We start from the raw sequence: 26,724 nt of genomic DNA, 5'->3' as shown, positions 1-26,724 counted from the left end.
CAGCGGAGCCGCCGCAATTACTCCAAGGCATGGACAGATTGCGTGGCCGGTGGGAACATGTCGCTATATTCCGCAGCTGCTCCTAAGGAACGGCCATGACCCTGCCGGGCAAGTATCAACAGGACGACCCTTCCGGATCTGCTCCCGGCGGGCCGCCCGAGACCGTGGACGCCGTTGTAGTCGGCTCCGGATTCGGCGGTTCCGTGGCGGCCCTGCGCCTGGCGGAAGCCGGCAAATCCGTGGTGCTCATGGAACGCGGGAAGGTCTACCCGCCCGGCAGCTTCGCACGGAGCCCGGCGGAAATGGGCCGCAATTTCTGGGACCCGGACCGCGGGCTCTACGGCTTGTTCGATGCCTGGACCTTCCGCGGCATGGAAGGCCTGGTCTCCAGCGGGCTGGGCGGCGGGTCCTTGATCTACGCCAACGTGCTGCTGCGCAAGGATCCCAAGTGGTTCGTCAAGGAGTCCCCGGTTCCCGGCGGCGGCTACGAGAACTGGCCGTTCAGCTACGAAGACCTGGAGCCGTTTTACGAGGACGCCGAGGCCATGCTGCAGCCCGTCCCGTATCCATACAAGGACACGGCCAAGACCCTGGCGATGGAAGCCAGCGCCGCCGCCCTGGGCCTATCCATCAGCAGGCCGCCGATCGCCGTCACCTTCGCCACAGCGCCTGGCGCGGAGCCGGGCACCAACCAGCCCTTGTCCGCCGCGCCATATGGCAGCGTCCACGGCGAGCGCGCCGTACGGACCACCTGTACCCTCTGCGGCGAGTGCGACCTTGGCTGCAACTCCGGAGCCAAGAACACCCTGGACCACAACTACCTCTCCAAGGCGAAGAAGGCAGGGGCGGATCTGCGGACGTTCCACGATGTGCGCGGCATCAGGCCACTCGGCAGTTCCGGCAACGGCAGTTCCGGCAACGGCAGGTCGGGGCGTTCCGGGAACGGCTACGAGGTCCGATACGTGGTCCACGATCCGGAGAACCCCGACGCTCCCCTGCACGAACGGATCATCCACTGCCGGAACCTCGTCATCGGCGCCGGCACCTTCGGCAGCAACTTCCTGCTGCTGCGCAACCGTGCCTCCCTACCGGGGCTCAGCGAAACGCTCGGCAGCCGCTTCAGCGGAAACGGCGACCTGCTGACCTTCATCATGGGTGCCAAGACGCACAAAGGCGGCAAGGTCCCCGCAACCCGCACCCTCTCCGGAAGCCGCGGGCCCGTCATCACCACGGCCATCCGGGTGCCGGACACCGCAGACGGCGGCACCGGCCGCGGCTACTACGTGGAGGACGCCGGCTACCCCGCCTTCATGAACTGGCTGATCGAAACCGGCCAGCTCGGCCAGGTGGTGCGCCGCACGGCCCGCGTGGCCGGCCAACTGCTCAAGGACCGGCTCTTCGAAGCCCGCCGCTCCAATGTCTCGGCCGATCTCGCCGCGGCGCTGGGAGACGGCAGCCTCTCCGCCAGTTCGCTGCCCCTGTTGGGCATGGGCCGGGACATCCCCGACGGCGTGCTGAGCCTGCAGGACGGCAGGCTTGCGGTGAACTGGACGCTCGCCACCTCCGCGGGCTACTTCGGCAGGGTGCGCAAGACCATGGCGGACATCGCCGGCGAACTCGGCGGGGACTTCGTGGACAATCCGCTCTGGTGGGCCAAACGGGTCATCACGGTGCACCCCATCGGCGGCGCCCCGGCCGGCCGCAACCCCGCCGAGGGCGTCTGCGATTCCTACGGCGAAGTATTCGGCTATCCCGGAATGTTCGTGGTGGACGGGGCGGCCATGCCGGGGCCGGTGGGGGCCAACCCTTCCCTGACCATCGCGGCGTTCGCCGAGCGCGCCTGCCGGCGCCTGCTGGAAGGCGCCCCCTCCACTGCCCGCGGCATCGCCGCGGAAACAGTGCTGCGCACACCACAGGCGCCGGGCGCCGTCGTCGAGTCCCCTGCCGAATCGCTGCGGGTCCTGGCCCCGGATGCCACGAAGGGAAAGGCCGCCAAAGCCGAACGCCCTGCCCTGGCAGGGCCGGCAGCAACGCGCGGACTTGGTTCGCCGACCATGGCAAAGACGGATGCAACGTCGGTCAGTTTCACTGAACAGATGCACGGCTGGTTCAGCCCCGGGCAGAGCGATCCGGCTAAGGGCCTCAGCTTGGGCCGGGATCGGGACCGCCGGATCATGTTCGAGCTGACCATCACGGCCCCGGACATCGACGCCTTCGTGGACGACCCCCTGCACCAGGCCAGAGCTGAAGGCTATGTCCTGGCGGACCGCTTCGGCGGCAAGATGCCGGTGGAACAGGGCTGGTTCAAGCAGTTCGTGGTGGACGCGTCCCCGGACGGCCGGCCCGCCCGGCGCATGCTCTACCGCCTGTGGCTACGCGACCCCGGCGGGACCCCGCTCACCTTCACCGGCTTCAAGCTCATCCGCAATGAGGCCGGCCTGGATTCCTGGCCGGACACCACCACCCTGTACGCCACGATCGTGCGCGGGCACGTGCCGCCCCCGGATCCTGGCCAACCGCCGTCGGCCGAGTGGGAGACCCCGGACGCGGCCGCCGTCGCCGGGGCGGGGATCCTGCGCATCCGCCCGCTGGACTTCGCCCGGCAGCTGACCACCTTCCGGGCTGTCGGCCCGGATCCGCTGCCGGCCCTGGCCACGTTCGGGAACTTCTTCCTCGGCGAGCTCTGGCGGGTCTACGGCAACCGCGCACGGCGATGAAGCGCAAAGAGCTCGCACTGCACAGCAAGGACCTGGGCTTCACGCCACGGGAAGCGGTGCGCTGGCTTGCACCGATCGCCCTGGGCCGCACCGCCCTGAAGGTCATGACCGCCACGGTTTTCGCGGACTTCGGCGACAAGCGCGAACTGGAGGCAGGGCTTCCCGGCACGCCACTCGAGCTGGCCCGCCTCCCGCTCCCTGGCCAGGCGGCTCAGCCGCCCGTGGAGCGCGGGCTGCCGGAACTGCGCACCTTGGCCAAGGACGGGTTGTGGCTGGACTTCACCGCGGACCTGGGCGACGGCTTCGACGCCACGTACACCGTTGCCCTGCTTCTCGCACAAGAGCAGCTGACGGTGGACGGGACCGAACTCAAACGCGGGAACATCCTGGTGCTTGGCGGGGACGAGGTCTATCCGGTTGCGTCCCCGGGCCGCTACGAGGACCGCATGGTGGGTCCGTACCGCGCGGCCTTCCCCGTTGGCCCGGGAAGCAGTCCGCCGCCAACAAGCTGCCCGCCTGCGAACATCCTTCTGGCCTTGCCCGGCAACCACGACTGGTACGACGGCCTCACCTCGTTCATCCGGGTCTTCACCCGCCAGCGCAGTATCGGGTCCTGGCGCACGGTGCAGAACCGCAGCTATTTCGCGGTGCGGCTTAGCGGCAGTGAAGACACACCCGGCTGGTGGCTCCTGGGCCTGGACAGCCAGCTGGGCCAGTACATCGATGAGCCCCAACTGGAGTACTTCTACCGCAACGTCAGCAGCCGGCTCGTTCCGGGCGACTCGATCATCCTCTGCCTGGCCTCGCCGTCGTGGGTCTACTCGGAAGCCGCCGGGGACCGGGCCTTCCAGCAGGCGGACTTCTTCGAACAGGATTACCTGCGCCGCCGCTTCAACCCGCAGACCGGGCTCTTCGAAGACACCGGCGCCACCGTGCGGCTCTGGCTGAGCGGGGACCTGCACCACTACTCGCGCTATGCGGAATCGGATCCCGACGGCGGCACCCCGGTCCAGCTGATCACCTGCGGGCTGGGCGGGGCGTACCTATCCGACACCCACTGGCTGCCCCAGGAGCTGCGGCTTCCGCAGCCTGTCCGCGAGCGCTCAGTGTCCGCCGCCGCCCCTTCTGCGGCGCGGAGGCGGGCGGATCCCGGAACGGGGCGCCGCTTCGTCCGCGCCCCGGGGAGCCATCCCGCCAGCGACACCAGCCGGCTGCTCGGACTCCGCCTCGCCAACCCTTTCTCGCAGTACTGGCTCCCGGCCCGGAACCCGGGCTTCGGCCCCTTGCTGGGCCTCGTCCACGCGGTGTTCTTCCTGGCCGGCTGGGTGGTCTACAGCAGCGGCCGGGGCCGCCCGCTCATGGCCGCAATCGATACGGTGGGCCTGCCCCGGGCGCTGTTCTTCGGCGTCCTGTGCCCGCTGCTCGCCCTGGGACTGCTGGTGGTTTTCTGGAAGCTCTTTGGCAGAACGCGCCTGCTCCGAGGCCGGGGCGGGCTGCTGACCCTGCTCCGCGGTGTCCTCTACCAGTTCATTGCCCTGGGCGCGGGCATCAGCCTGGCCGTCCTGGCTGCCTTGCTTCCGCTTCCCTCCGGGCCTGGTGCGTTGCTGGTACTAGGCGTCGTCTTCGTTTCCGGCTGGGTCCTGGGTAGCGAGGCCTTCGCACTGTACATCCTGCGCACGCCCGGCGGGGAGGTGGCTTCGTGGAAGATGTCCGGCCAGGCCGTGGAGGACCACAAGGGCTTCCTGCGGATGCACCTTGATCCGGACGGCAGCCTCACCGTCCACCCCCTCCTGGTGGAGACCGTGTGCCGGGACTGGGACCTGGAAGACACGCACGACGGCGTCCGGCCCGTTCCGTCCGGAGGCTCAGGCCCGTCCGGAGGCTTGCCGACCGTCCGGCTCCTTGAACAACCCATCACCATCCAGCCGACCGTCCAGCGGGAAAGAAGCCAACCATGACCATGACCATCACCCGGGCAGAACACCGCAGCGAGGTCATTCCGTTCCCGGCCGGCGACGGCGTCCCGCTGAACCTGGTGCACGTGACGTCCCCCGTTGAACCGGCCAAGGGTCCGGTGCTGCTGGTGCACGGCTCCGGGGTCCGTGCCGAACTGTTCCGCCCGCCCATCCCCACCACCCTGGTGGACGTGCTGCTGGAGGACGGCTGGGACGTCTGGATGCTGAACTGGCGCGCCTCGATCGACCTGGACCCGCTGTCCTGGACGCTCGGCGACGCCGCCGTGCACGACCATCCCGCCGCCGTCGAGCACATCCTGCAGGCCACCGGAGCGGACACGCTCAAGGCCGTGGTGCACTGCCAGGGCTCCACCTCGTTCAGTATGTCCGCTGCGGCGGGTCTGCTGCCCCGGGTGGACACGGTGATCTCCAACGCGGTGTCCCTGCATCCCGTGGTCCCCGCGTTCTCCCGCTTCAAGATCGACCACTTCACCCCGATCGTGAAGGCCTTCACCCCCTACCTTTCCCCGGCCTGGGGCAACCGCTCCAACGGCTACTTCACGCGTTTCGTGCGCTCCCTGGTCAGGGCCACCCACCACGAATGCGACAACACGGTGTGCAAGTTGGTCAGCTTCACCTACGGCAGCGGCAGGCCGGCGTTGTGGTCGCATGAGAACCTCGACGAGACCACCCACGAATGGATCAAGGGTGAGTTCGCCGAGGTCCCGGTGAGCTTCTTCGAGGAGATGGGGCGCAGCATCCGCGCCGGGCACATGGTGGCCGCCGGATCGCACCCGGAACTCCCGGACAACTACGAGGCCCAGGCACCCCGGACCGATGCCCGTTTCGTGTTCCTTGCCGGGCAGGACAACCGTTGCTTCCTGCCCGAGAGCCAGGAGCGCACCTTCCGGTTCTTCCAGCGGCACCGCCCCGGCAAGGACGCGCTCCATCTCATCCCCGGCTACGGCCACCTGGACGTCTTCTTCGGGGCCCACGCCTGGCGGGACACTTTCCCGATCATCGTCAAGGAATTGAACTCAGGCAAGGAGCTCGACTCATGAACAAGCTCAATGGGCTGCTGGCCGGGCTCCTCCGGCTCATGCCCTCTCCCCTGCCACGGCGCCAGAACGAGCTGCGCGGACGGTTTGCCCGGGCGGACGGCATCCCCTATTCCATGCCGGTCAACTCGGACGATTCGCCCGTGCTGATGGCGGCCTTCCCCATCAACAAGCGCGCCGCGGCGGCTCTGTTGCCCGGTGAAGAGATGCGCCCCTTCAGCCTGGGCGGCAAGGGCCTGCTGGTGGTCACCGTGGTGAACTACAAATCCACGGACATCGGCAAGTACATCGAGTATTCCCTGGCCATCGCCATCACCCATGGCAGGCGGCCGGTGCCTCCGCTGCTGCCCCTGCTCTTCCAGAAAACCTTCGGCCTGGGCCAGTTCGTGGTGGACCTGCCGGTCAGCACGGAAATCTCGGTCAAAGGCGGCAAGGGCATCTGGGGCATGCCCAAGCACCAGGCCAACCTGGACTTCGTGGTGACCGATTCCACCGTGTCGGCCCAGTACGACAAGGACGGGGTGCTGGCATGCTTCGTGGAAATCGAACGCCCCGAGCCGGCCGGCTTGCCGCTGAAACTCGCCGCCTCGAACTACTGCGCCTTCAGGGGCATGCTCTGGAAATCGAACATCTATTTCGAGGCCACCGGGGATCTCGCGCTCGGCAAGGCGGCAAAGGCCCGGCTCATCCTGGGTGACGCACCCGGCGTCGCGCTCCTCAAGACCCTGCAGGTGGCGGAGAAACCGGTCTTCACGGCCTGGCTGCCCGAAGCCCACGGCGTGCTGGATGACCACTACGAAGCGTGGTTCCTCACCGCACCGAGCGAAGCGGAAGCCGCGGCCCTGCGCGGCGGCGAAATGATGGACAGCGTGGTGGGGCTGGGCCAGGGCCAGGAGTGGCTGGAACCGCCGGACCGCAGCCGGATCCCCGGGAACGTCAAGGCCTCGTCGTGAACTGGCTGCTGCTCCTGAATGTCCTGTACTTCCTCTTCGGCGCCACCATGTACGTCGGCACGATGTGGGTGCTGAAGTGGTTCCTCTACCCCACCTGGGAGTCGCTGGAACGCGGCAACGTGGACATGCACTTCGGGATCCCCACCAGGCAGGCCACCAAGTTCTTCACCGTGGTGGTGCCGCCCATGTTCATCTCCGGCGCCATCCTCGTCTGGAGCGAATGGGGCAGCATCCGCGTCATTCCCGCCGCCCTCTGCCTGCTCGGCATCATTACCCTGACCGTGGTGGGGCAGGGCATCATCATCCCCATCAACGTGCGCATCCGTGGCGGGGACTTCAAGGATGACGCCGAACTGCGCACCCTGCTGCGGCGCTGGATGTTCCTCAACGACATCCGCTTCTACGTCTCCACCCTCGTGTGGCTTGCCATGGTCTGGCTGATCGTGGACCGCGGCCGGCTGCTGGAGTCCTACCTGTGAAAACCGGCCCAACGGAAAACGGCACTGGGAACGGCACTGCGAAAACCGGCCCGGCTGCCTGGGCCGCCGCCGACCCCTTGCGCGCGGTGCTCGTCATCCTGGCTGCCATCACCGCGCTGACCGGGGTCGCGGAAATCCCCTTTGGAGGGCTCATCCTGCCCCTGCTGGGCGCCGAGCCGACGCCGCTCGCCCTGCAACTGTTCGGCACGGTGGGCATGTTCATGATCGTGGTGGGCGGTTTGCTCCTGCACACCCTGCTCAAGCGCGACGCCTCCCCGGAGGTCATCTTCTGGGCCGGCATCCAGAAATCCGGGGCGTTTGCCGCCGTCGGGCTCGGCGTCCTGAGCGGGGTATTCGCTCCAGCGGCGCTGGCGGTCGCCATCTTCGACCTCGCGACCGCGGTGCTGTGCTTTGTCTATTGGCGCGGGGTCTACTGGCGGGGCCTGTATGGGCGGGAAAAGGAAGGACTGGAATGAATCGTTCCCTGGTGCTGGCCGGCGGCGGGATGCGTGTGGCCTGGCAGGCCGGCGTGGTGCGGGCCTTGGCCGAGGAAGGCCTGGAATTCAGCCATGTGGACGGCACTTCCGGCGGTATCCTGACGGCGGGCATGCTGCTGTCCGGGATCGGGCCGGAGGAGATGTGCGCCCGCTGGTCCGTGGTGGACGTCAAGGACTTCGGTTCGGCCCTGCCGTTCGGCGACTACCTCAAGGGCCCGTGGTCCCTCCCGGCGCTCGGCGACGCGGACGGCCTGCTCAACAAGGTCTTCCCGGCCCTGGGGATCGACGCCGGAACCATCCGCAGCCGCGCAACGGAACCGGGCGCCGTCGGGGGTTCCTTCAACGTGGTGGAGTTCACCGGCAAGCGGTGCCACGCGATCGACGCCACGGAAATCGACGCCGAACTGATGGCCGCTGGAATGTCCCTGCCGATTTTCCTGACCCCGCTGCGACGCGACGGTAAAGTCTGGACCGATGCCGTGTGGGTCCGGGACGCCAACGTGCGGGAGGCGTTGCGGCGCGGAGCCGAAGAAGTGTGGCTCATCTGGTGCATCGGCAACTCCCCTTATTGGGGCGAGGGGCCGCTGGAGCAGTACGTGCACATGATCGAGATGAGTGCCATGGGGGCACTGCTGGCCGATTTCGACGGCGCCAGGGCCGCCGGCCGCGAGTTCGTGCTGCACGTCATCCGGCCGGAGCACCCGCTGCCGCTGGACCCTGAGTTCTACCTCGGCCGGATCAGCGCCGACGCGCTCGTGGCCATGGGTTACCGGGATGCCCGGCAGTATCTGGCTACCCGTTCGTCAGAGGGCGTGCCGAAGGACGAACGCTGCACCGCCATGAGCGAGCCGGCCCCCGGTGTCCGGTACACGGACCGGCTCCGCGGCAGCCTTGACGGGCAGGAAGTGGACTTTACCGCCGTCGTTGAAATGCCTTCCGATGGTGCCCCAGGGGCCCGGCTGTCCGGGTTCCTGGATTCCGGGCGGTTCGGTGCCCGGCGCTTCCTGGCCGGCGGGCGGGTAGAGGCGTCCGGAGACATGTTGCGTTACCGCGCGGAGGTACTGCTCGACGGCGGCTGGCACAAGCTGACGGTCACCCGCACCTTCCACGACGACCCCGGACCGGACGCGTGGACCGACTCCCGCAGCGCCGTGCTGGAGCTGGAAGGATTCCCGGCAGCCGAGCTCCGGATGGCCCTGGGCGACGCCGCCGCGTTGATCGCTTCGGTGGAGCCGGTGGGCTCGCACGGATTCCTGGACCGGGCCTCCGCGGCGGCGGGCTTCATCGGCAACGGGTTGCGGGAGTTGCTTGAGCGGTACTGAGGCGGGTGGGGTTACCGGTAGCGCGCGGCTCCGCGGGTACCAGGGCGGACGCGGGTAACGGGGCGGACGGGGGTAGCGGGGCGGTCCGAGTTGCGGAATAGCACCCGCTGCGCGTGAGAAGGTACGGCGGCGAGTGACCCCGCTTCCGGGCTGAGCTGTTCCCCGGTAGGACCGTTCCCCGGTTGGACCGTTCCCCGGTTGGACCGCACTGGGGGGACTGGCGCTGTGCACCCTTGGGCGGCATGGCGTCAGAAGGGTGGCGGGTCGGGTTGGCGGGGCGGCCGGGCTGTGGTTCGGTGGCTGGTGGGTGTTGGGGGTTGGTCGGTGTATTTCCGGCCTGTGGGACTGGTCCATTCCAGGACCCCGGCCCCGGTCTGCCGGACCGTCCGGCGTGAATGGTGCTTGAGCAGGTGGTGGCGCCGGTACAGCCCGGCGAGGTTGCCGGCGTCCGTGGGACCGCCGAGGGCGGCATCGCGGGTGTGGTCGAGGTCCAGTTCGCGGGCCTGGATACCGCAGCCGGGGAAGGGGCAGCGTGAATCGCGGGCCCTGAGCAAACGGTGCAGGTCCTCGTTCGGCCGGTGCCGGTCCACGGCCAGCACGGAGCTGGACCACTGTTCTTCGATGAAGTCCTTGCGCAGGCCGACGATGTCGTTCGCCGCGGATTCCCTTTCCACGGCGCCTGGAAGCCACACAAGGCGTCGGCGAATTCGACCTGGGCTATCGCCCCACCACCCGCGTGTGACCCACCTCATTACCGCCCAGTAACAGTCAGGGAACGGGACCACGAAAAACTGCAACCCCCGGGAAACACTCCCGAAAAAGCGCACTCCTAGGCTGAAGGCAACCGCGAACCACCACCTGAGCTCCGCTCGGAAACACCCGCCCACGAAGCGAAAGGACCCGCCATGCCGGAGACCTCAACCCACCTCGTCATCGCAGGAGCCGGGCCCGCCGCCCAGGCCCTCCTCCGCCACCTGACCGGCCTGGAAAGTTCGGTGCAGCGAAGCAGTCTGGGCTACCCCGCCCCGCCGTTCGCCGGCCGGATCACCGTGCTGAGCAACCGCGACGAGTGCCCCGAAGGGCTGATGGAGGCCGCCGCGCACTCCAAGGTCTCCGTGCGTTTCGGCCAAGCTGCCAGCTTCATCGACGCAGCGAACCGGAAGGTGACCACCACGGAGGGCCTTGAGTTCTCCTACGACCAACTGGTCATCGCCACCGGCTCGGCACCCGTCCTGCCCCCGGTGCACGGCGCCGAACACGCCCTTGCCTACTCCACGATCGACGACGCCGAACGCCTCGGCGCCGACGTCAAGGAGATCGCCGCTGCCCTCGGCCGCCGGCCGCTGGGCATCCTGGTAGGCACGGGACCGTCCGCGGGCCAGGCCGAGGCGGTCCTGCGGGCGTGCGGCGTCCGTCCGGTCCGCACTACGTTGCGCCCGGCCGCCGTCGTCTCCTCCCCTGTCTCCGGCAGGGCTGCCGCCGGGATCGTCTTCGACGACGGAAGCATCATGAACGGCGACCTCGTGGTCCTGGCGGAGGAACGGTCGCCGCGCACGAGCCTCGCCGAAAGCGCCGGTTTGAAGACAACTCCCGACGGCGGCATCCTGGTGGGCGACGGATTCGAAACTTCCGTGCCGGGCATCCGGGCGATCGGCGACGCCGCAGCCCGCGACGGCCTGCGGCTGGGGCTGCTCCTCTCCGCCAAGGAAGCGGCCGCCCGCTGCGCCGGACATCTGGCAGAGGCCTCGCAATCAGCAGAACCCGCGTATTTGGCCGCGGATGCGGGACGGCCGGCACCGTCCGGAATGCGGGTCACGGAGGCGGCCTGACACCCCCGCCGGCGGGCCCGGGATGCTGTGGCAAGATGGTGCTTTGACGAGCCACCAAGCGGCCACCCGGCCCGCCACGGAAGGACTGCCATGAGCAACGACGCCGCTACCGCAGCAAGCATTGCCTCCTACATCGACCACACCCTCCTCAAACCCGAGGCGAGCGAGGCCGAAGTCCGCAAGGTCTGTGCCGAAGCCGTGGAATACGGCTTCAAATCGGTCTGCGTGAACCCGATCTGGGTCAAGACGGTTTCCAAGGCCCTCAGGGGCTCCGGCGTGCTGACCTGTTCAGTGGTGGGCTTCCCGCTGGGCGCCACGCCCAGCGACGTCAAGGCGTTCGAAGCCCGCGGCGCGGTGCTGGACGGCGCGGAGGAAATCGACATGGTGATCGACATCGCGGCGGCCCGGGCCGACGACAAGGGCGCGCTGGTGGATGACATCACCGCCGTCGGGGAGGCCGTGCACGCCGGCGAGGCAATCCTGAAGGTCATCATCGAGACGGCGCTGCTGAGCGACGCACAAAAGGTACTGGCCTGTGAGGCCGCGGTGGAAGCCGGGGCCGACTTCGTCAAAACCTCCACCGGCTTCAACGGCGGCGGTGCCACGGTGGAGGACGTGGCCCTGATGCGCAAGACCGTGGGCCCGGATATCGGCGTCAAGGCCTCGGGCGGGGTGCGTTCCCTGGCCGACGCACAGGCTATGATTGCTGCTGGTGCAACACGTATTGGCGCGAGCTCCGGAATTGCCATCGTCAAGGGTGAACAGGGTTCATCCGCTTACTGACCGGCCCGGCAGCCGCCATGGAATTTGAGCCCCGCGGGGCCGAGGAGGAAAGAATGTCCCAGCACGCTGGCAGCAAGCCGATTGAAAAAGAGAACAACTTGGCCCAGAGCCTGGTGCTGTTCCTGGTCATCATCGTGATGTTCCTCGGCGCCATCTACTCGCTGTCCTTCCTGACCTTGGACAACCCGTGGCCGATGGCCGTCTGCCTCGGCCTGTTCGCCCTGGCCTTCTGGATTCCGCAGACCATCCTGGGCCGCTCCGACTCGGCCGGCGAAAACTAAACAGCCAACAAAGGGATGGCCCGGGCAATTTGAACTGCTCCCCGAAAGTTGGACTGAGAAATCAGTTCTGACTTTCGGGGAGCAGTTCATGCATGGAGGAAGTTCCTTGTCCGAGGAGCAGCGCGAGGCCGCGGTAGCGTTGTTCAAAACGGGTTGGGGTGCTTGGGCGGTAGCGACCCGACTCGGAGTAGGTAGAGGTGCCAAAGCTGATGCGTTCGCTGCGGCTGGTCTGCAAGGTCCGGAGGAAAAAGCGCTACAGCTCTTACCAGGGCGAGCAGGGCGTTGTTGCGCCGAATCTACTGAAACGCCAATTCAACGCGGATTCCCCGAATGAGAAGTGGGTTACCGATGTGACCGAGTTCAGCGTAGGTGACCAGAAGCTCTACCTTTCGCCGGTCATGGACCTCTTCGACCGGCAGATCATCTCCTACGCCATGGGAAGCTCTCCTAATCTGGAGCTGGCTAATGCCTCGCTGCGCGAGGCTTTAGCCGCCTTGAAGGACGGGCAGAAACCACTCGTGCACTCCGACCAGGGATTCCAATACCAGCACAGGCTCTGGCGCCTACTTCTGCAGAACGCCGGCGCGGTCCAATCGATGTCCCGCAAAGCCAACTGCTACGACAACGCCGTCATGGAGAACTTCTTCGGGCACCTCAAAGAAGAGCTCTTCAACCGCGTCCGATTCCTCAACGCCGACGCACTGACGGCCGCACTGCACGACTACATCGAATTGGTACAACACCGAAAGAATCTCCACCAAGCTCAACGGCCTAAGCCCCGTTCAATACCGCGTTAAGGCCCTGGCGGCCTTAAGCATGTCTCCTCATTCCGGTGTGTCTGTCCGGAATGCTTGAAGGGGTGTCGCGTACTCCTGTTTCGGCTGATGGGCAGTGGGTCCGCATTCAGCCGTTGCTGCCGTCGTCTGCTGGACGGGGTCGTCCTTTCCGGGGCGATCGCCGGGTGGTTGACGGCATCATCAGCCACTGATGGCACCTTCACCGAAGCGATCCGCTAGATCGGACGCCACATACGAGGGCGGCAGTGACCAGAGCATTTGGCCTGGGATCCTCCGGCTGGTCAGGACTGGCCCCGAGTCGCCGTGTGATCTCCCGGACCATCATTTCCTGCCATCGCAGCTGCTTTCTTCGTGCCTGGGGTGCGGTGACGGCGTGTCCTGGAGCATCCGCAGATAGCTAAGCGTCCGCTCGGGTGCGGTCTTTGGACACCTCAGGGAAGATATTCCACCGTGTCCATCCTCAGCACTGAGGCACTGGCGGCAGCGCTGCACGAATACATCCGCTGGTATAACGCCGGATTGCTTTCAGCCGCTCGGCTGCGCCCTCCTCACCGGCGGCTCCCGCGCGGCAGCAACGCGAATGCGCTCTCGGCAATCTGGGTCAAGCGGGCAGGACTGTGGCCGTACGCACCGACGACGTCGGTCCCGCGGATAACGGTTAGCAAGAGGTATGCAAGATCTTCAGCATCCGCGTCCGGGCCGATGTCTCCGTTGCGCTGCGCTGCGCGCACACACTCGGCCACCGCCATCACGAGCACAGAGAAACACTCGGCAGCAATGCGCTGCACCTCGGCGTCGGAGGCGCCGATCTCCAGAGCCATCTTGCCCGCGAAGCAAGCAGCCGCCGCCCGGTCGGAAGCTGGGGGCACATCGTCGGCAAGAGGCACCCCGTGGACGGCGCGGAGCAGATAGCCGTGGAGGCGCTCGAGTGCGCCCTCGTCCGGGCCGGCGAGCACCTTCGCCGGAACGTTTCCCAACCGGTCGAAGTATCCGGCCATCGCTTGCACCAGCACACCGTGTTTACCGTCGAAAGCGGCATAGAGACTGCCGCGGCCTAGGCCGGTGGCTGCGCTGATGTCGTCGACGCTCGTGCCGTTGTAGCCCGACTCGCGAAATTGCCGCTCGGCGGCATGGAGAACGTGGTCGCGGTCGAAGGTTCGTGGTCTCGCCATACATACAAGGTAGAGCAGAACGGCGGTAATTGACAAATCAGTACAGAATCACCTACGTTTTTTACTGTTCAGTACACAAACGGCTGACGACCCACATCTGGCGCGGCGAAGTCCCGCCTATAGCCGAAGGAACCAACATGCAGACATCTCCCCCAGTGGCTCTCGTGACGGGTGCTTCCTCAGGAATCGGGCGGGCAGCAGCTCGCGCCCTCGTGGACGCCGGCTTCGCGGTGGTCGGCACGAGTCGCAACGCGGCGAACGCGGAGCCGCTCGCCGGAGTGAAGTTCCTTGATCTCGACGTGGCCAGCGACGAGTCGGTCCGCTCCTTGGTCGGGGAGGTGATCGAACGGTTCGGTCGAATCGACGTCCTGGTCAACAACGCAGGTGTGGGCGCAGTCGGCGCCGGCGAGGAGAGCTCGATCAACCAGACCAAGGAGGTCTTCGACATCAACGTCTTCGGCCTGATGCGGATGACAAACGCAGTGCTGCCCCACATGCGCGCCCAGGGCAGTGGCCGCGTGGTCAACGTCTCCTCGATACTCGGTCTGATCCCAGCCCCGTTCACTGCCATCTACGCCGCCACCAAGCATGCGGTCGAGGGCTACTCCGAGTCCGTCGACCACGAGCTTCGCGAGCACGGCGTCCGGATCCTGCTGGTCGAGCCGGCCTACACAAGCACGAGTTTCGAGGCGAGCAGCCTGGCACCCGACTCGCCCCTGCCGATCTACGCCGCACAGCGGGTGGTCTCCCGAGACGTGCTGGCCACCGCCTTGCGCACCGCCGACGACCCGGACGTTGTCGCGAAGGTTATCGTCGCGGCCTCCACCGACTCCAACCCCAAGCTCCGGTACACCGCCGGCTCGATGGCCGCACGCGTCAGCCTCCTGCGCCGGATCGTGCCCTCGCGCACCTTCGACAAACAAATCCGCAAGCTCAACCAACTGGCCAGCTGACACCAAGGCCAGCACCAGCATCTCTCGTCCGACCCCTCTGAGACAGGTTCAACACATATGGACTTCGAACACGTCACTTTCGACTTGCCGCATGGCACTTTTCACGCTCTGCAGGGCGGTGACCCCACAGGTCAACCGACGATCTTCCTGCACGGGTTCCCGGACCACCCGCCAACGGCGAAGGCGTTCCTCGCCGAGCTCGGCCGCCAGGGTCGATACGTCCTCGCGCCCTGGCTTCGCGGTTACGCCCCGTCCCCGACCGCGGGTCCATTCGATTTCGCATCCTTGACCGGCGACGTGGTCGCGCTGATCGACCAGTGGTCTCCCCAGTGCCCGGTGGACCTCATTGGCCACGACTGGGGTGCTCTGATCACCTACGACACCACCGTCACAGCACCCGAGCGCATCAAACGCGCAGTCACGCTCGCTATCCCCCACCCACTCACATTCATCGGCCGGCCTCGCCCCGCCCAGCTACGCCGGAGCTGGTACATGGCCTTCTTCCAGCTTCCCGGAAGCGGCATGATCGCCCGAGCCCGCGACTTCGCCCTCATCGACCGCCTCTGGCGTCAATGGTCACCAAGCCTGACGCTCGACCCGGCTCTCCAAGCGGAGCTACACGAGCACCTCGGAGCAAGCTTTCCCGCACCCCTCAAGTACTACCGGGCGATGACTCGCCTGGGCATGCTGACGGCTACACGCCGCCTCTCCCAGCCCATCACGGTGCCCCTGCTGCACATCCACGGCGCAGACGACGACTGCATCCTCCCCCCGAACGTGGACGACCGGCATCGATACGCCGCACCGCACGTGCGCGCCGTCGTCCCCCACCTCGGCCACTTCCTGCACATCGAAGCCCCTGAAGCGATCGCGGAACGGATCGCGACATGGGCAGCGAGTGGCCCGCTTGACCCTCGCGGCGAAACCAACCCGACAGCCGTCCAGAACCCGAAAGGCTGACCAAACCATGCCTGAGACGACTCCTCCATTCACGAGCGACGAACTGGCCGAAGGCACTATCGACACGGTGGTGGTCGGCGGCGGCGCCGCAGGACTGAACGGCGCTCTGATCCTCGCCCGCTCCCGCCGCTCGGTCGTCGTGATCGACAGCGGCTACCCCCGCAACGCGCCAGCGGAAGCCGTGCACGGCCTCCTCGCCCTGGACGGCACGCCGCCGTCCGAGATCCTTCGACGTGGACGGGAGCACGTGCGCCACTACGGCGGACGCATCGTCCTCGGCGAGGTGGTCTCGGCCGAGCCTGCCGCCCCCTCAGTTGACGGGGATTTGCGGTTCACCGTCACCCTCGCCGACGGCCGCAGCATCACCGCCCGCCGCATCCTCGTGGCCACCGGCCTCACCGACGTTCTGCCGGACGTGCCCGGGCTCGCCGAGCACTGGGGGCACAGTGTGCTGCACTGCCCGTACTGCCACGGCTGGGAGGTCCGCGACGAACCCATCGGTATCCTCGCCACCGGCCCGGTCTCCATCGCCCACGCGTATCTGTACCGTCAGCTGACCGAGGACCTGACCTACTTCACGCACGGCACCGACCTGGACGAGGACAACCGCGCCCGCTTCGCCGCCCGCGGCATCCGCATCATCGACACCCCGGTCACCGAGGTCGTCAATGGCGAGGACGGCGCCCTCGCCGGGGTTCGCCTGGCCGACGGTCAGGTCGTGACTCGACGCATCCTCGCGGTCCTCGCGCAGCTGCAGATCCGCGCCCAGGGCCTGGAAGGTCTGCACCTGCCCGTGCAGGACCTGCCGAACAAGGGTCGCAGTTTCGCCTCCGGCACGGCCGGCATAACCGAGGTGCCGGGGGTGTGGGTGGCCGGCAACGCCACCGATCTGACCGCCCAGGTCGGGGCCTCCGCAGCGGCCGGCGCACTGGCCGGGGCCGACATCAACAGGATGCTGGCCATAGCGGACACCGACGCGGCCCTGCACGCGGCTGGACCGAGTCCGACACCCCATGCCTGAACGCGCCGGCGTCGAAATCGCCCACTCTCCAGTTGATGATTGATTTGCAACACGTCGCCCGACCGGAGATCGCCCGCCGACCTGGATCCGCGCGTACTCCAGCCCCTTCTCGACCCCGGCGCGGTCCCCCGGTGCCATCGCGTTCCCCCGGCAGGTCCCGGCAGGTCCCGCAGGGCCCTCAGCCCGGCCTTCCGCCGATGGACGCCATCATCACTTTGAGAGGCCTGCCGGCGTTGCCGGCAGTGGGGATGCGGGACACCGCACTGCTGCCCGAGTACGTGATCCCCGCGTTCAAGCTCAGCTACCCCGACGCGCCCGTGGTCGAGATCCCGGACGCCGGCCAATTCCCGGCCGAGGACGCACCCCAAGACTCTGCTGGCACTGCTCAAACTGTTCCTGCAAACGACGCCCGCGCGCACCTGAACCCATCCTCCGACTACAACTCACCCCCAACCTGATGGAGAACACACAAATGACGGAACGTAATCCCATTCTGATCACCGGCGCCGGCGGTCAGATCGGCGGCGTGAGCAGGTTGATGGTCGACATGCTGCTCGAACAGGGCCACTCGGTGCGCGCGTTCGTGCGACGGGACGACGAACGAGCGCAGTCGATGCGCGAGGCCGGGGCCGACGTCTTCGTCGGCGACTTGCTTAAACCCGCGGACGTGGCCGCCGCCCTGAAGGGTGTCAAGCGCATCTACTTCAGCATGACCCCGCAGCCGAACTACGCCGACGCCCTCACTTTGATGGCCGCGGCGGCACGAGCCCAAGGCGACATCGAGGCCTTCGTGCACTTGTCCAACTACGAGCAGTCATACATGACGCTCGAGAAGATGACCGCACCGGAAGAAGAGCGGCGTTCTTGGCTCGGCGGACTGGTCACGGACTGGTCACCGCAGCAGCGGGCGCACTGGATCTGCGAGCGGGTGCTGGAGTGGTCCGGCCTCCCGACCATCAACGTGCGCTCGACCCTGTTCGCCGAGAACCCCCATCTGACCTGGATGCAGCTGGGCCCGCTTAACAACGGTGAGCTGCGCCTGCCCTTCGGCAACCAGCGGCTCGCACCCATCGCCGTTCACGACCTGGCAGAGGTGTCCGTGAAGATGCTGGTCGACCCCGCACCCCACATCTCGAAGTCCTACGAGCTCACCGGCCCGGAGCTGAAGGACATGTACGGTTTCGCTGAGGACTACGCAGCCGCGCTGGGACGCCAGATCGTCTACTTCCCTGAGGAGCTCGATGCTTGGAACGAGGCCTTCCTCGACGAGACGGTCCTGCAGGAGTCCCTGGGCGATCCGGCTACGGCCCGGCACGTGGCTGAGCACCTGAGGATCCAGACCCGGCTGATCGCCAGCGGTCGGTACGGCGTCCTCTCCGACCAGCTGGAAACACTGCTCGGGCGCCCACCGCGGACCCTGCGATGGGCACTACAGAACAACACCAACCTGCGCCAGCTGGCGCCTGCCCCGAGCCTCTGAGCGCCCAATCACATGGACAAGAACACGACATTGCGACAGCGTGCCCTGGTGGTCGGCCTCGGGATCAGCGGGACCGCCTCCGCGCTGCGACTGCATCGCGCGGGCTGGGACGTGGTGGTGCTGGAGAAGGCCCCCGAGCGGCGCCGCGGCGGATACTTCATCGCCCTGTTCGGGACCGGGGTTGCCGCCGCTGAACGGCTGGGCATCGCCGATGCCGTGCCGAATCGTGTCGCTCCGGAAGCCGTGAGCTACGAAGTCGACCGCACGGGCCGGCGCCGGCCCGGTCTAAGCTACGCCGACGTGTTTGGCGGGTCTCGACTCGTATTGCGGGGCGACATCGAAGACGCCGCCTTCACCGCCCTGCCCGACGAAGTGGAGATCCGGTACTCGACCGTGCCCATCGCACTGGAGCAGTACCTAGACGGGGTGGACGTTGAGATCCGCGACCTGACCACGGAGACGACGATCGTCGAACGGTTCGACCTGGTGGTCGGGGCAGACGGACTGCGCTCGACGGTGCGCCGGCTTGCGTTCGAACCCGAGCAGAGCCCGATCCGTCCAATGAACTACATGATCGCCGCGTACAGCCTGCCCGGGGCGGTACCCGGCTACCGCCTACAGGACGGGCTGATCATGGCCGAGGAGGGCCGATCAGCGTGGGTGTTCCCGTTCGCCGACCGCCCGCCGACGGTGCTGCTCTCCTACCGCACCGACGACGTGGACGCCGAGTTCACCCGGCCAGCCATCGACTCGCTGCGCGCCGCCTACGGCCCCGAGCCCACCGGCTCCACGCTCGGTTGGCTGCTCGAGCAGTTCGAGAAGGCCCCGGACCACCTGTTCGACTCCGCCGAGCAGGTGCACCTTGACCACTGGCACCGCGGCCGAGTCGTCCTCGTTGGCGATGCCGCGTGGTGCCTGACCGTTTATTCCGGCATGGGGGCATCCACCGGCCTGGCCGGTGCTGACCTGCTCGGCACCATGCTCGAACGCCATCCGCATGACGTGCCACGAGCGCTGCAGGACTGGGAGGACCACCTGCGCCCGTTCGTCGACCACCACCTCGGCAGCGGTGTGAACATGCGCAGTTTCTTCACCCCAGGCAACCGCGCCGAGTTGCTGCTTCGGTCCGTGATGATCCGCCTCGCCCGGCTGCCGATCGCCGGCCGGTTGCTCGCCAAGATGAGGACCAACAGCGCGGGCGTGCGGATGAAAAGTCTGGATATCGCCGCCGCTGCGGCGTGAGACCAACCCGATGCGGACCGTGTCGACCGTACCGTCGAGCCGTCAAGCGCACCACCTAGAGAGACAAATGCCAGCCAACATGCCCGCCGACAGCACCTGTTGACGACGGGCATACCGCCACGCGAAGAAGGCTCCGTCCCAAGTGGGGACGGAGCCTTCTCACAAGAGCCGGTCGCTGGCCGCTAAAGTGGAGACAATTTGAGAGTCGAACTATCGGGGACCAGTTCAAATTTGCCCGGGCCATCCTCGTTTTAGCGGCCGCGAGGGTGGCGGCCGCAGGACCTAACGTCCCGCGAAGCCGGCGAACGCCGCCACCACCGCGGGCCAGTGCGTCTTCACCAGCCCCCAGGCCGCTGCACAGATCCCCACCATGGCGTAACCGCTCACCGGGATGAGGAGCAGCCATTCGCGGCGCGAGCCGGCCTTGCCGAGCAGGGGAACCGACAGCGCCCCGTTGGCCTTCCAGATCCCGCTCACCAGCGGCAGCTTGCGCCAGAACTTCGGCGGCTTGATCACGATCGGCCACAGCAGCGGCACTCCCCCGGTGGTGATCATGTCCCCCACGATGTGCACCACGACGCCGGTCAGCATTGACAGCGGCAGCCAGGCCCATTGCTGCGGGGCGAACCAGGTGACAAGCCCGGCCGCGGCCAGCGCGAACACCCAGTTGGCCAGCCAGCCGTGCTCCGGGAAGAGCTTCAGTGCCTTGGCCGCAAGGTTGATCATGAACATGCACAGCAGCCCGGCGCCCACGGAGAGCCGGCCCACCGGGGTGTCGAGCTGGAACTGTGCCGCCATCGCCGCGAGCAGCACGAACGCGGCGGCGCCCAGCAGCGAGTGCGTCCCTTGACGGTGCCCGCCGCTGGCTTTTTCGATCCCGACGGCGATCAGCCGCGACAGCGGCGGCAGCGAGTGCGCGATGGTGCTTGAGCGGTGGTCCCAGTCGCACACCAAGGCGGTTCCCGCCGTCGTGAGCGCCCCGATCAGGATCCCGGTGGAATCCAGCGGGTACCAGCCCAGGGCGTACGGGCCGGTCGAGGCAATAGCGATCCACGCCGCGGCTCCCGACGCGGCGTGATGTCCTCCCATCATGCGATCAGCCTGCGCTCGTGGAAGCAGACGCCGGCGCGTCGGTGAAGAGGGCGGTGATGACCGTGTTGGCCCAGTTCAGGATCTCGGCGTCCTGCAGGTCCCGGCCGCCGATCTTCGCGGTCTTGGGCTTGGGGATCAGCACGGAGTCCAGCGCGGGCTTCACCTGGGAACCCGGGTACATGCGGTTCAGGCGCATCACCTTGGACTCGGGCAGGTTCGCCGGGGAGAAGCGGATGAAGTTGCCTTGGAGCGCGACGTCGGACAGCCCGCTTTCGCGGGCCGTGACCCTGAAGCGCGCCACGGCGATCAGGTTCTGCACCGGCAGAGGCGGCTCGCCGTAGCGGTCCACGAGTTCGGCGAGGACCTCGTCGATGGCCTCGTTCGTGACGGCGGCCGCCAACTTGCGGTAGGCCTCCAGTCGCAGGCGCTCTCCGGGCACGTAGTCGTGCGGGAGGTGGGCGTTGACCGGCAGCTCGATCTTCATGTCGGCGGCCTTCTCTTCGGCCTCGCCGCGGTATTCAGCCACGGCCTCGCCCACCAGTCGGATGTACAGGTCGAAGCCGACGCCCTGGATGTGGCCGGACTGTTCGCCGCCCAGCAGGTTGCCGGCCCCGCGGATCTCCAGGTCCTTCATGGCCAGCTGCATGCCCGCGCCCAGCTCGTTGTGGGCGGCCACGGCTTTGAGCCGTTCCAGCGCCACCTCGCCCAGGGGCTTCTCGGACGGGTACAGGAAGTAGGCGTAGGCGCGTTCCCGGCCGCGGCCCACGCGGCCGCGGAGCTGGTGCAGCTGCGAGAGGCCGTACTTGTCCGCGCCGTCAACGATCAGGGTGTTGGCGTTGGAGATGTCCAGCCCGGTTTCGATGATGGTGGTGCAGACCAGCACGTCGAAGCGCTTCTCCCAGAAGTCCACGATGATCTTCTCGAGCCGGCTTTCGGACATCTGCCCGTGCGCCACCTCCACTCTGGCTTCCGGGACGAGTTCGCGGATCTGCGCGGCCATCCGCTCGATCGAGGACACCCGGTTGTGCACGAAGAACACCTGGCCTTCGCGCATCAGTTCGCGCCGGATCGCAGCGGACGTCTGCTTGTCGGTGTACGGGCCCACGTAGGTCAGCACCGGGTGGCGTTCCTCCGGTGGGGTGGCCAGGGTGGAGGTTTCGCGGATCCCGGTGAGGGACATTTCCAGGGTGCGCGGAATCGGCGTGGCGGACATGGCCAGCACGTCCACGTTGGTGCGCATCTTCTTGAGCGCTTCCTTGTGTTCGACGCCGAATCGCTGTTCCTCGTCCACGATCACCAGGCCGAGGTCCTTGAATTCGAAGTCCTTGGACAGCAGGCGGTGGGTGCCGATCACGACGTCCACGGCGCCGCTCTTGACGCCCTCGGCGGTCTCCTTCGCTTCCTTGGAGCCTTGGAAACGGGACAGCGGCTTGACCCGCAGCGGGAAGCCGGAGAAGCGCTCGGTGAAGGTCTCGTAGTGCTGCTGCGCCAGCAGTGTGGTGGGCACCAGCACGGCCACCTGCTTGCCGTCCTGGACGGCCTTGAACGCGGCACGGACGGCGATCTCGGTCTTGCCGTAGCCGACGTCGCCGGACACGAGGCGGTCCATGGGGATCTCCCGTTCCATGTCCGCCTTGACCTCGTTGATGGTGGTCAGCTGGTCAGGGGTCTCCACGTAGGGGAAGGCTTCTTCGAGCTCGCGCTGCCACGGGGTGTCGGGACTGAAGGCGTGGCCGCGGGAGGCCATGCGGGCCGAGTAGAGGCGGATCAGTTCACCGGCGATTTCCTTGACGGCCTTGCGGGCCTTGGACTTGGTGCTCGCCCAGTCGGCGCCGCCCATCTTGCTGAGCACCGGGGTGTCGCCGCCGACGTACCGGGTCACCTGGTCCAGCTGGTCCGTGGGTACGAAGAGCCGGTCCCCGGGGGCGCCGCGCTTGGAGGAGGCGTATTCGAGGACCAGGTATTCACGCAGCCCGGAATCCCCGGCGGGGCCGCCAGTGGAGCCCGCTACTTTGCGCTGGATGAGTTCGACGAACTTGCCGATGCCGTGCTGTTCGTGGACCACGAAGTCGCCGGCGTGCAGCTGCAGTGGGTCGACGGCGTTGCGCCGCTTGGAGGGCATGCGGCGCATGTCCTTCGTGGACGCGGCCGAGGCCCGCCCCAGCAGGTCCGCTTCGGTGAGCAGCCCGAGCTTGAGCCCGTCCAGGACGAAGCCGCGTCCGACAGCCGCGGTGGTCACCTCGATGATGCCCGGCTGCGGCTCCTCGGCCAAGGTGTCCACCCGGGCGCAGGGAATGCTTGCGTCGTGGAAGAGCTCGGCCAGGCGCTGGGCCGGTCCGGGACCGTCCGTGGCTACCACGATCCGCCACTGGTCCCGAACGTGGGAACCAATGAAATCGAGCATTTCCGCCACGTCGCCCTGGTAGCCGCGGGGTTCGCGGGCGTGCAGGTTCAGCACGTCGATGTCCAGCACCAGGTCCTCGTCCGTGGCGAGGGAGGTGATGGACCACCAGGACACCTCGTGTGCCAGGGCTGCGCTGCGGGTGTCCGTCAGCGAACGGAAGCTGGCGGCCTGCAGCTCGGTGGCCGCCTGCCCGGCGAGGTCAAGCGGCGCGGTACCGCCGTCGGAGGCCGTGGACCAGGCCGCCTCGAGGAATTCCTCGTTGGTGGCCGCGAGGTCGTGTGCGCGGGTGCGCACCTTTTCCGGTTCAATGACGACGGCGATCGAGCCGGCGGGAAGCTGTTCCACGAACGGGACCATGGCATCCACCAGCACCGGGGCCAGGGACTCCATGCCCTCGACGGCGATGCCCCCGGCAATTTTCTCCAGCATGTCCGCAGCGGCGGGCATCTGCGGCTTCAGGGTGGCGGCGCGGGACATCACCGAGGGGGTGATGAGGATTTCGCGGCAGGGCGGGGCGTAAAGCTCCGTGGGGTGCTGGATGGTGCCGGAGAGTGATGTGAGCGAACGCTGGTCGGCGACCGCGAACCAGCGCATCTGCTCCACTTCGTCACCGAAGAATTCGATGCGTACCGGGTGGTCTTCAGTGGGCGGGAAAACGTCCAGGATGCCGCCGCGGACGGCGAATTCGCCGCGGTGCGTGACCATGTCCACCCGCGAGTAGGCGGCGTCGGAGAGGCTGCGCACCAGTTCAGTGAAGGGGACTTCCTGGCCGACCTTCACCGTCACGGGAACAAGGTCGCCGAGGCCGGCCACCACGGGCTGCACCACGGCACGGACCGGAGCCACCACCACGCGCAGCGGGGCCGCCGTTTCCGTGTGGGCGGCGATTTCGGGATGGGCGAGGCGGCGCAGCACGGCCAGGCGGCGCCCGACGGTGTCCGACCGCGGCGAGAGCCGCTCATGTGGCAGGGTCTCCCAGCTCGGGAACGCGGCCACGGAATCGGCGGGAAGGTAGGAGGCAAGGGCGGCCGTCAAGTCCTCGGCCTCGCGGCCGGTGGCGGTGACGGCCAGTACGACGGGGGCGCCGCCGTCGGGAGCTTCCGCAGCCAGGCCGTCCGCCATCTCGGCGAGCAGGGCGGCACGCAGGCCGGCCGGGGCGCTGATCTGGTAATCCTCGCTGCGACCGGCAAATCCCCGCGCGGCTTCGGGGCGGACCCTGGCGAAGCCGGCGTCTTCGCCGAGGACGCGGCGCAGGCCGTTGAGGCTCATGGCTGAAACTCCTAGGGTGGATCCCACACAAATGCCCGGAAATTCGAGTGAATGCCCGGGACTTCCAGCCTACCCCGCCTCCGGCCGAGGGAGTCTTCCTGCAGCCGCCCGGGTCCCGGGAGGGGGCCGCGTCGGAGTGGCCCGCGACACCCCGTAGGATGTTTGGGAGCCTCAAGAGCTCTCAACCGAGAAAAACCATGGAGGACCCCCATGCCCCTGGCCGCATCCACCACCCTGCCGCACAGCGTTGACCGCGTCGCCGCTGTCTTCGTGAACGAGGAATTCATCAAGCACACCAGCGAACTCGTTGGCGGCACCCTCGAATCCTTCAACGTGGAAGGCGACCCCTCAGGCGCGTTCAGCACCGTCACGGTCCGCACCCTGCCCACCACCCGCCTTCCGGAAATCGCCCGCAAGTTCGTCGGCGAGAGCCTCACCGTCACCCAGACCGAGCAGTGGGCAGCCCCGGCCGCCGACGGTTCCCGCACCAGCACCATCGCCCTGAAGGTTGCCGGAGCTCCCCTGGACGTCACCGCCGCGCAGCGCCTGGTTTCCGAAGGCGGCAACACCCGGATCGAACTGGAAGGCAATGTGACCTCCTCCGTTCCGTTCCTGGGCGGCAAGATCGCCGAAGCTGCCGAGCCCATGGTCGGCAAGGCTCTGAACATCCAGTCGCAGCAGGCCGAGGCCTGGCTCGAAAGCCACTAGCATGCACCTCCCCGCAATCCTCGGCTGGGTGCTGGTTATTGCCGGCGTCTGGTCCCTGGCGGTGTGGCCGCAGTTCCTCAAGCGCGTCATGAAGGACCCTCGTGCCCGGGACGCCGCCGGCAAGCCCACCAGGTTCCTCACCGTGCACGTGGTGCTGGTGAGCATCTCCATGGTGCTGGGGCTCGCGACGGCGGCAATCGGCGTCGCGGGTCTGCTCGGCTGACGCTTCCCCCTACCCAACTGACTCGCAGTTGTTGTCGTTTTGAGCGCTCATAACGACAACGACTGCGAGTCAGTTGGGTAGGATGGACAAAGGTGCGCCGGGAAGTCTGGTCGGCAACGATTTTGCCGACCGTCCCGCAAGGAGCCGCATGAACCCGCACCCGATTTCCCCGCAATCCCCCGTACGCAAAGTCTTCGCCCGCGCCAGCTTCCCCGAATACCAGCGGGTCCTGGCGATCCTGCGGACTGAAACCGTAGGCGGCGCCTTGCTGCTTTTCGCCACCGTGGCCGCCTTGCTGTGGGCCAACTCGCCGTGGGCCAGCGGCTATTTCGCGCTCCGGGACGTCAAGCTCGGCTACGCCCCTTGGCATCTCGAACTGAGCATCGGCCATTGGGCGTCCGACGGCCTGCTGGCGGTGTTCTTCTTCATCGCCGGGCTCGAACTCAAACGCGAATTCGTCTCCGGCGAACTCCGCAATCCGGCGAAGGCCGTGGTCCCAGTGGCCGCGGCCGTGGGCGGCGTGGCCCTCCCGGCCGTCATCTACGTGCTTTTCAACCTCGGCCTGTTCAACCTCGGCTCCGGTGCCGAAAGCCTCAAGGGCTGGGCCATCCCCACCGCCACGGACATCGCCTTCGCCCTGGCCGTGCTGGCCGTCATCAACACCCACCTTCCGGCGGCGCTGCGCACTTTCCTGCTGACGCTCGCCGTGGTCGATGACCTGATCGCGATCGGCATCATCGCCTTCTTCTATTCCAGCGGGCTCCAACCGCTCATGCTGCTCGCCGCACTGCTCCCGCTCGCCGCTTTCACCTTCCTGGTCCAGAAGCGCATCCGATCCTGGTACCTGCTGCTCCCCCTGGCGGCGGCCACCTGGGCATTCGTCCACGCCTCCGGAATCCACGCCACGGTGGCCGGCGTGCTGCTCGGCTTCGCCGTCCCAGTGCTCTCCTCGGGCAGGAAGGGCGAACCCGAGCACGGCCTGGCGGAGAGCTTCGAGCACCGACTCCGGCCCTTCTCTGCGGGCTTTGCCGTTCCGGTGTTCGCCTTCTTCACGGCCGGCGTGGCCCTGGGCGGCGGCCAAGGTTTGGCGGCGGCCTTCACCGACCCGGTGGCCCTGGGCATCGTCGCGGCCCTCGTCGCCGGCAAGACCCTCGGGATTTTCGGCACCACCTTCATCCTGACCAAGTCCACCCGCGCCCGGCTGGACAGCAGCCTCGCCTGGATCGACGTGGCGGGGCTGGCGCTGCTGGCCGGCGTCGGCTTCACGGTCTCCCTCCTGATCGCCGAACTCAGCTTCGGCACCGCTTCCGCCCACAACGACCACGCCAAGGTGGCCATCCTGACAGGTTCCCTGTGCGCGGCGCTGCTTGCCGCCGTCGTGCTCAGGGCACGCAACCGCCACTACCGCAAGGTGGAGCTGGAAGAACAGCGCGACGACGACGGCGACGGCGTGCCTGACGTTTTCGCCGCCACCGAAGGCCGGGCTTGAGAGAGGGCCGGGGCGTCGCCCGAAAGTAATTGCGCCGCAC

Annotated in this window: 25 protein-coding genes; 21 read left to right on the top strand and 4 right to left on the bottom strand. The window is 67.4% G+C overall.

Annotation, left to right across the window (positions count from 1 at the left end; all coding sequences use genetic code 11):
• Nucleotides 1–95 precede the first annotated feature (95 nt).
• Genes ACN9M4_RS05990 through ACN9M4_RS05960 form a run of 7 tightly spaced genes read left to right on the top strand, consistent with a single transcriptional unit; the run spans nt 96 to nt 8,981 of the window.
• Nucleotides 96–2,717 (top strand): GMC oxidoreductase, encoded by a 2,622-nt coding sequence (locus ACN9M4_RS05990; RefSeq protein WP_426302638.1) that lies wholly within the window; start codon nt 96–98, stop codon nt 2,715–2,717.
• Nucleotides 2,714–4,675, top strand: coding sequence for a hypothetical protein (locus ACN9M4_RS05985; RefSeq protein WP_426302637.1), 1,962 nt, complete (start codon nt 2,714–2,716; stop codon nt 4,673–4,675). Before ACN9M4_RS05990 ends, ACN9M4_RS05985 begins: the two co-directional genes overlap by 4 nt.
• Complete coding sequence (locus ACN9M4_RS05980; protein ID WP_426302636.1) at nt 4,672–5,733, top strand: alpha/beta hydrolase; 1,062 nt, start codon at nt 4,672–4,674, stop codon at nt 5,731–5,733. The genes ACN9M4_RS05985 and ACN9M4_RS05980 overlap by 4 nt, the downstream gene beginning before the upstream one ends.
• The gene (locus ACN9M4_RS05975) at nt 5,730–6,683 is read left to right on the top strand and encodes an acetoacetate decarboxylase family protein (RefSeq protein WP_426302635.1); all 954 of its coding nucleotides are present in this window, start codon (nt 5,730–5,732) and stop codon (nt 6,681–6,683) included. The genes ACN9M4_RS05980 and ACN9M4_RS05975 overlap by 4 nt, the downstream gene beginning before the upstream one ends.
• Complete coding sequence (locus tag ACN9M4_RS05970) at nt 6,680–7,162, top strand: hypothetical protein (RefSeq protein WP_426302634.1); 483 nt, start codon at nt 6,680–6,682, stop codon at nt 7,160–7,162. The genes ACN9M4_RS05975 and ACN9M4_RS05970 overlap by 4 nt, the downstream gene beginning before the upstream one ends.
• Complete coding sequence (locus ACN9M4_RS05965) at nt 7,159–7,638, top strand: hypothetical protein (RefSeq protein ID WP_426302633.1); 480 nt, start codon at nt 7,159–7,161, stop codon at nt 7,636–7,638. Before ACN9M4_RS05970 ends, ACN9M4_RS05965 begins: the two co-directional genes overlap by 4 nt.
• The gene (locus ACN9M4_RS05960; protein WP_426302632.1) at nt 7,635–8,981 is read left to right on the top strand and encodes a patatin-like phospholipase family protein; all 1,347 of its coding nucleotides are present in this window, start codon (nt 7,635–7,637) and stop codon (nt 8,979–8,981) included. Before ACN9M4_RS05965 ends, ACN9M4_RS05960 begins: the two co-directional genes overlap by 4 nt.
• Before the next feature lie 248 nt (nt 8,982–9,229).
• On the opposite strand, the gene ACN9M4_RS05955 is transcribed toward ACN9M4_RS05960, so the two are convergent.
• Entirely contained in the window at nt 9,230–9,655 is a 426-nt protein-coding gene (locus tag ACN9M4_RS05955) for an HNH endonuclease signature motif containing protein (protein WP_426302631.1), read from the bottom strand.
• Nucleotides 9,656–9,886: 231 nt separating this feature from the next.
• Between ACN9M4_RS05955 and ACN9M4_RS05950 the strand changes: the two genes are divergently transcribed.
• The 5 genes from ACN9M4_RS05950 (at nt 9,887) to ACN9M4_RS05930 (ending at nt 12,729) form a co-directional block, all read left to right on the top strand.
• Nucleotides 9,887–10,810 carry an FAD-dependent oxidoreductase gene (locus tag ACN9M4_RS05950; protein ID WP_426302630.1) on the top strand — a complete coding sequence of 308 codons (924 nt, stop codon included), beginning with the start codon at nt 9,887–9,889 and terminating at the stop codon, nt 10,808–10,810.
• A gap of 90 nt (nt 10,811–10,900) precedes the next feature.
• Nucleotides 10,901–11,593 carry a deoxyribose-phosphate aldolase gene (gene deoC / locus ACN9M4_RS05945; RefSeq protein ID WP_426302629.1) on the top strand — a complete coding sequence of 231 codons (693 nt, stop codon included), beginning with the start codon at nt 10,901–10,903 and terminating at the stop codon, nt 11,591–11,593.
• Nucleotides 11,594–11,646: 53 nt separating this feature from the next.
• Nucleotides 11,647–11,874 (top strand): hypothetical protein, encoded by a 228-nt coding sequence (locus tag ACN9M4_RS05940; RefSeq protein ID WP_426302628.1) that lies wholly within the window; start codon nt 11,647–11,649, stop codon nt 11,872–11,874.
• 197 nt (nt 11,875–12,071) lie between these two features.
• Nucleotides 12,072–12,671: an IS3 family transposase gene (locus ACN9M4_RS05935; RefSeq protein WP_426302627.1), complete on the top strand. Its 600-nt coding sequence runs from the start codon at nt 12,072–12,074 to the stop codon at nt 12,669–12,671.
• The gene (locus ACN9M4_RS05930) at nt 12,625–12,729 is read left to right on the top strand and encodes a hypothetical protein (RefSeq protein ID WP_426303407.1); all 105 of its coding nucleotides are present in this window, start codon (nt 12,625–12,627) and stop codon (nt 12,727–12,729) included. The genes ACN9M4_RS05935 and ACN9M4_RS05930 overlap by 47 nt, the downstream gene beginning before the upstream one ends.
• Before the next feature lie 490 nt (nt 12,730–13,219).
• Here ACN9M4_RS05930 and ACN9M4_RS05925 read toward each other — a convergent pair whose 3' ends face one another.
• The gene (locus ACN9M4_RS05925; RefSeq protein ID WP_426302626.1) at nt 13,220–13,843 is read right to left on the bottom strand and encodes a TetR/AcrR family transcriptional regulator; all 624 of its coding nucleotides are present in this window, start codon (nt 13,841–13,843) and stop codon (nt 13,220–13,222) included.
• A gap of 137 nt (nt 13,844–13,980) precedes the next feature.
• On the opposite strand from ACN9M4_RS05925, the gene ACN9M4_RS05920 reads away from it, so the two are divergent.
• From ACN9M4_RS05920 to ACN9M4_RS05895, 6 genes are all read left to right on the top strand, one after another.
• Nucleotides 13,981–14,796 (top strand): oxidoreductase, encoded by an 816-nt coding sequence (locus ACN9M4_RS05920; RefSeq protein WP_426302625.1) that lies wholly within the window; start codon nt 13,981–13,983, stop codon nt 14,794–14,796.
• A 57-nt stretch (nt 14,797–14,853) separates the two neighbouring features.
• Nucleotides 14,854–15,756 (top strand): alpha/beta fold hydrolase, encoded by a 903-nt coding sequence (locus ACN9M4_RS05915; RefSeq protein ID WP_426302624.1) that lies wholly within the window; start codon nt 14,854–14,856, stop codon nt 15,754–15,756.
• Nucleotides 15,757–15,763: 7 nt separating this feature from the next.
• Nucleotides 15,764–16,777, top strand: a complete 1,014-nt coding sequence (locus tag ACN9M4_RS05910) for an NAD(P)/FAD-dependent oxidoreductase (RefSeq protein ID WP_426302623.1) — start codon at nt 15,764–15,766, stop codon at nt 16,775–16,777.
• Between the two features lie 197 nt (nt 16,778–16,974).
• Nucleotides 16,975–17,235, top strand: coding sequence for a hypothetical protein (locus tag ACN9M4_RS05905; RefSeq protein WP_426302622.1), 261 nt, complete (start codon nt 16,975–16,977; stop codon nt 17,233–17,235).
• Nucleotides 17,236–17,249: 14 nt separating this feature from the next.
• Nucleotides 17,250–18,257, top strand: coding sequence for an NAD(P)H-binding protein (locus tag ACN9M4_RS05900; RefSeq protein WP_426302621.1), 1,008 nt, complete (start codon nt 17,250–17,252; stop codon nt 18,255–18,257).
• Nucleotides 18,258–18,269: 12 nt separating this feature from the next.
• Nucleotides 18,270–19,499 carry an FAD-dependent monooxygenase gene (locus ACN9M4_RS05895; RefSeq protein WP_426302620.1) on the top strand — a complete coding sequence of 410 codons (1,230 nt, stop codon included), beginning with the start codon at nt 18,270–18,272 and terminating at the stop codon, nt 19,497–19,499.
• 282 nt (nt 19,500–19,781) lie between these two features.
• Here the strand turns inward: ACN9M4_RS05895 and ACN9M4_RS05890 are convergent, their stop codons facing one another.
• A complete protein-coding gene (locus ACN9M4_RS05890) occupies nt 19,782–20,591 on the bottom strand; it encodes a metal-dependent hydrolase (RefSeq protein ID WP_426302619.1) in 810 nt (269 codons plus the stop codon).
• 4 nt (nt 20,592–20,595) lie between these two features.
• On the bottom strand, nt 20,596–24,264 hold the full coding sequence (gene mfd, locus ACN9M4_RS05885) for a transcription-repair coupling factor (protein ID WP_426302618.1): 3,669 nt from the start codon (nt 24,262–24,264) through the stop codon (nt 20,596–20,598).
• Between the two features lie 210 nt (nt 24,265–24,474).
• On the opposite strand from mfd, the gene ACN9M4_RS05880 reads away from it, so the two are divergent.
• The 3 genes from ACN9M4_RS05880 to nhaA all read left to right on the top strand — a co-directional run bounded on the left by ACN9M4_RS05880 (nt 24,475) and on the right by nhaA (nt 26,684).
• A complete protein-coding gene (locus tag ACN9M4_RS05880; protein WP_426302617.1) occupies nt 24,475–24,972 on the top strand; it encodes a DUF2505 domain-containing protein in 498 nt (165 codons plus the stop codon).
• 1 nt (nt 24,973) lies between these two features.
• On the top strand, nt 24,974–25,195 hold the full coding sequence (locus tag ACN9M4_RS05875) for an SCO4848 family membrane protein (RefSeq protein WP_426302616.1): 222 nt from the start codon (nt 24,974–24,976) through the stop codon (nt 25,193–25,195).
• 148 nt (nt 25,196–25,343) lie between these two features.
• Nucleotides 25,344–26,684 carry a Na+/H+ antiporter NhaA gene (nhaA, locus tag ACN9M4_RS05870; protein ID WP_426302615.1) on the top strand — a complete coding sequence of 447 codons (1,341 nt, stop codon included), beginning with the start codon at nt 25,344–25,346 and terminating at the stop codon, nt 26,682–26,684.
• Nucleotides 26,685–26,724: the final 40 nt, after the last annotated feature.

This window comes from Arthrobacter sp. R-11 (genome assembly GCF_049913155.1).
In the GTDB taxonomy this organism is placed as follows: domain Bacteria; phylum Actinomycetota; class Actinomycetes; order Actinomycetales; family Micrococcaceae; genus Arthrobacter.
The sequence above is the reverse complement of the archived record's forward strand: the minus strand, read 5'-3'. Positions and strand labels throughout refer to the sequence as shown.

Coding starts and splice junctions, on each gene's coding strand:
- ACN9M4_RS05990 (WP_426302638.1), top strand. CDS start 96: ATGACCCTGCCGGGCAAGTATCAACAGGACGACCCTTCCGGATCTGCT.
- ACN9M4_RS05985 (WP_426302637.1), top strand. CDS start 2,714: ATGAAGCGCAAAGAGCTCGCACTGCACAGCAAGGACCTGGGCTTCACG.
- ACN9M4_RS05980 (WP_426302636.1), top strand. CDS start 4,672: ATGACCATGACCATCACCCGGGCAGAACACCGCAGCGAGGTCATTCCG.
- ACN9M4_RS05975 (WP_426302635.1), top strand. CDS start 5,730: ATGAACAAGCTCAATGGGCTGCTGGCCGGGCTCCTCCGGCTCATGCCC.
- ACN9M4_RS05960 (WP_426302632.1), top strand. CDS start 7,635: ATGAATCGTTCCCTGGTGCTGGCCGGCGGCGGGATGCGTGTGGCCTGG.
- ACN9M4_RS05950 (WP_426302630.1), top strand. CDS start 9,887: ATGCCGGAGACCTCAACCCACCTCGTCATCGCAGGAGCCGGGCCCGCC.
- deoC (WP_426302629.1), top strand. CDS start 10,901: ATGAGCAACGACGCCGCTACCGCAGCAAGCATTGCCTCCTACATCGAC.
- ACN9M4_RS05940 (WP_426302628.1), top strand. CDS start 11,647: ATGTCCCAGCACGCTGGCAGCAAGCCGATTGAAAAAGAGAACAACTTG.
- ACN9M4_RS05925 (WP_426302626.1), bottom strand. CDS start 13,843: ATGGCGAGACCACGAACCTTCGACCGCGACCACGTTCTCCATGCCGCC.
- ACN9M4_RS05920 (WP_426302625.1), top strand. CDS start 13,981: ATGCAGACATCTCCCCCAGTGGCTCTCGTGACGGGTGCTTCCTCAGGA.
- ACN9M4_RS05915 (WP_426302624.1), top strand. CDS start 14,854: ATGGACTTCGAACACGTCACTTTCGACTTGCCGCATGGCACTTTTCAC.
- ACN9M4_RS05910 (WP_426302623.1), top strand. CDS start 15,764: ATGCCTGAGACGACTCCTCCATTCACGAGCGACGAACTGGCCGAAGGC.
- ACN9M4_RS05905 (WP_426302622.1), top strand. CDS start 16,975: ATGGACGCCATCATCACTTTGAGAGGCCTGCCGGCGTTGCCGGCAGTG.
- ACN9M4_RS05900 (WP_426302621.1), top strand. CDS start 17,250: ATGACGGAACGTAATCCCATTCTGATCACCGGCGCCGGCGGTCAGATC.
- ACN9M4_RS05895 (WP_426302620.1), top strand. CDS start 18,270: ATGGACAAGAACACGACATTGCGACAGCGTGCCCTGGTGGTCGGCCTC.
- ACN9M4_RS05890 (WP_426302619.1), bottom strand. CDS start 20,591: ATGATGGGAGGACATCACGCCGCGTCGGGAGCCGCGGCGTGGATCGCT.
- mfd (WP_426302618.1), bottom strand. CDS start 24,264: ATGAGCCTCAACGGCCTGCGCCGCGTCCTCGGCGAAGACGCCGGCTTC.
- ACN9M4_RS05880 (WP_426302617.1), top strand. CDS start 24,475: ATGCCCCTGGCCGCATCCACCACCCTGCCGCACAGCGTTGACCGCGTC.
- ACN9M4_RS05875 (WP_426302616.1), top strand. CDS start 24,974: ATGCACCTCCCCGCAATCCTCGGCTGGGTGCTGGTTATTGCCGGCGTC.
- nhaA (WP_426302615.1), top strand. CDS start 25,344: ATGAACCCGCACCCGATTTCCCCGCAATCCCCCGTACGCAAAGTCTTC.